The 3145-nt window shown below is 68.9% G+C and carries 2 protein-coding genes; one reads left to right on the plus strand and one right to left on the minus strand.

All coding sequences use genetic code 11. The features are described from left to right. Positions 1-671, plus strand: a 671-nt coding sequence (locus RMO30_RS08045) for a CPBP family intramembrane glutamic endopeptidase (protein WP_309711725.1), incomplete at its 5' end; no start/stop codon positions are given. A gap of 76 nt (positions 672-747) precedes the next feature. Here the strand turns inward: RMO30_RS08045 and mfd are convergent. After that, positions 748-3145: transcription-repair coupling factor (gene mfd, locus RMO30_RS08050; RefSeq protein ID WP_309711727.1), on the minus strand; the 2398-nt coding region annotated here is incomplete at its 5' end.

The raw sequence follows: 3145 nt of genomic DNA on the forward strand, positions 1-3145 counted from the left end.
ACGGGCGCTTCAAGCGGCTGCGTTCGACCGTTGCGCGGCAGAAGGTCTACCGCCGCTGGCTGATCGAAGGAGTGCTCGCGCTCGGTGGCCTCTCCCTCGCGACGATCGTCGGAGCGTGGGCTCAGATCCCCCATGCGCTCGCGGCCGCGCAGGAGTGGGCGCCGATTGACGCCGTGCGCAGATTCCTCGCCGGGGACGCCGGCATCCCGGTTGCCGTCGCGCTCGCCGTCCTGGTGCTCGCCGGTCTCGTGCTGCCGGTCGTGTTGGCGCGCAACTCCCTCGATGAGGCCCCGGCGATCGGCGACATCCGCGCCCTTCTGCCCCGCACCCGCGGCGAACTGCCGTACGGCGCGGCGCTCTCGGTGAGCGCGGGAGTCTTCGAGGAGCTGCTGTTCCGGCTCGGGTTGCCCGCGCTCATATTCGCGGTCACCGGCAACGTGCTCGCGGCTTTCCTCGGGGCGACCCTGCTGTTCGGGTTGCTGCACCTCTACCAAGGTCCGCTCGGCATCGTGTTCTCGACCGTGCTCGGCGCCCTCTTCGTGGTGCTTTACCTGGTGACCGGATCGATCCTGGTTCCGATCGTGTTGCACGTCGTGATCGACCTGCGGTCGATGGTGCTCATTCCGATCGCCCTCGGGCGCGTTGGGGAGCGGACCCCGCGGGTTGAGTAGCGCGCCGCATCGCGGCTCGCGTATCGAAACCCCACCCGTTGCAGTCCCGGTTTCGATACACCGCCTGCGGCGGCACTCAACCAGCGGGGGTGGCGCTGTCGGCGGGGGCGGGCGGCGCGAAGAGGGCGGTCAGCACGCCCTCGACCCAGGTAATCAGCTCGGCGTCGGTGCCCTGGGGCAGCGGGATGCTGAGCGCCCTTGCCGCGGCGAACTCCCGCGCCCCCGGATACATGCGCTTCAGCCGCAGCTGCTTGGAATCAGGGAGTTCGGCGGGCGCAATGCGGAGGTTGCCGCCAACCGCAACCACCTCCGACAGTCCCGCCTTGATGGCCGCGCGCCGGAGCCGGGAGATGGCGACGAGGTTCTGCACGGCATCCGGGAGGTCGCCGTAACGGTCGGCGAGTTCTTCGGCGACCGCGTCGATTGCGTCATCGGTCGACGCCGGGGCCGCCGCCGTCGAGAGCTTCTGGTACGCCTCGAGCCGCAGCCGCTCGCTCTCGAGGTAGTCCTCGGGGATGCGGGCATCCACCGGCAGTTCGAGACGCAGCTCCGTCTGCCCTTCGGGGATGTCGCCGCGGAAGGTGGCTACGGCCTCGCCGATCATGCGCAGGTAGAGGTCGAAGCCGACCCCGGCGATGTGCCCCGACTGTTCGCCGCCGAGGAGGTTGCCCGCGCCGCGGATTTCGAGGTCTTTCAGCGCGACCTGCATCCCCGACCCGAGTTCGGTGTTCGCCGCGATGGTCTCAAGCCGGTCTTGAGCGACCTCGCCGAGGGGCTTGCCGTCGTCATAGAGGAAGTACGCGTAGGCGCGCTCCCGGCCGCGCCCCACGCGCCCACGGATCTGGTGCAGCTGCGACAGCCCGTACTTGTCGGCGGCGTCGATGATGAGCGTGTTCGCGTTGGTGATATCGATGCCGGTCTCGATGATGGTCGTCGACACCAGCACGTCGAATTTGCGCTCCCAGAAGTCGACGATGACCTGCTCGAGCACGCTCTCCGGCAGCTGGCCGTGTGCGACGGCGATGCGCGCCTCCGGCACGAGGTCGGCGAGCTGGGCGGCGACGCGGTTGATGCTCGACACCCGGTTGTGCACGAAGAACACCTGCCCTTCGCGCAGCAGTTCCCGCCGGATGGCGGCCGAGACCTGCTTCTCGTTGTATGGGCCGACGAAGGTGAGGATCGGATGCCGGTCTTCCGGCGGCGTCGCGAGGGTCGACATCTCCCGGATGCCGGTGACCGCCATTTCGAGCGTCCGGGGAATCGGCGTCGCCGACATCGCGAGGATGTCGACGTTGGTCTTCAGTTTCTTCAGCGAATCCTTGTGTTCGACGCCGAAGCGTTGCTCTTCGTCGATGACGACGAGCCCGAGATCCTTGAAGCGGATGCCCTCGGAGAGCAGCCGGTGGGTGCCGATGACGACATCCACCGAGCCGTCGGCGAGCCCCTCGATGGTCTCCTTCGACTCCTTGTCGGACTGGAACCGGCTGAGCGCCCGCAGGTGCACGGGGAATCCGGCAAACCGTTCGGCGAAGGTCTCCATGTGCTGCCGCACGAGCAGCGTCGTCGGCACGAGCATCGCGACCTGCTTGCCGTCCTGCACGGCCTTGAACGCGGCGCGCACCGCGATCTCGGTCTTGCCGTAGCCGACGTCGCCCGAAACGAGCCGGTCCATCGGGATCGGCCGTTCCATATCGGCTTTCACGTCGTCGATCGTGCTCAACTGATCGGGGGTCTCGGCGAACGCGAACGCCTCCTCGAGCTCGCGCTGCCACGGGGTGTCGGGCGGGAAGGCGTGCCCGACACTCGCCATCCGCGCGGAGTAGAGCTTCACCAGTTCGACGGCGATGTCGCGCACGGCCTTGCGGGCCTTGCCCTTCGCGGCTGCCCAATCGGACCCGCCCATCTTCGACAACGCGGGGGCTTCGCCGCCGACGTAACGGGAGAGCAGGTCGAGTTGGTCGGTCGGCACGCTGAGCCGGTCGGGGGCGCCGCCGCGCTTGCTTGCCGCGTATTCGAGTACGAGATACTCGCGCACGACGCGGGCGTGCTGGGTACCGAGCGGCCCGCGCGCGGTGCGCTCCCCCGACGCGACCTCGCGCTGGATGAGTTCGACGAAGCGGCCGATGCCGTGCGTCTCATGCACGACGTAGTCGCCGGTCTTCAGCTGCAGCGGATCGACGACGTTCTTGCGGCGGCTCGCCAGGCGTCGGGTTCCGCGCGCGTCGACCGACGCGGCCCGGCCGTAGAACTCGGCTTCGGAGAGCACCGCGATTCTCGCGTCGGGCAGTGCGAAGCCGGCCTCGATCGCGGCCTGTTCGAGGGCGGGCGCCGCACCAGCCTCGGCGAGCACATCGCGGGCACGTTCGACCATTCCCGTGCCGGCCGCAGTGACGGTGACGTTCCAGCCGTCGCGCACGAGGCCCGCGACGTACTCGACGGCACCCTCGACCTGACCGGCGAAGCTCGGGATGACG

This window comes from Pseudolysinimonas sp. (assembly GCF_031389465.1).
Classification (GTDB): domain Bacteria; phylum Actinomycetota; class Actinomycetes; order Actinomycetales; family Microbacteriaceae; genus Pseudolysinimonas_A.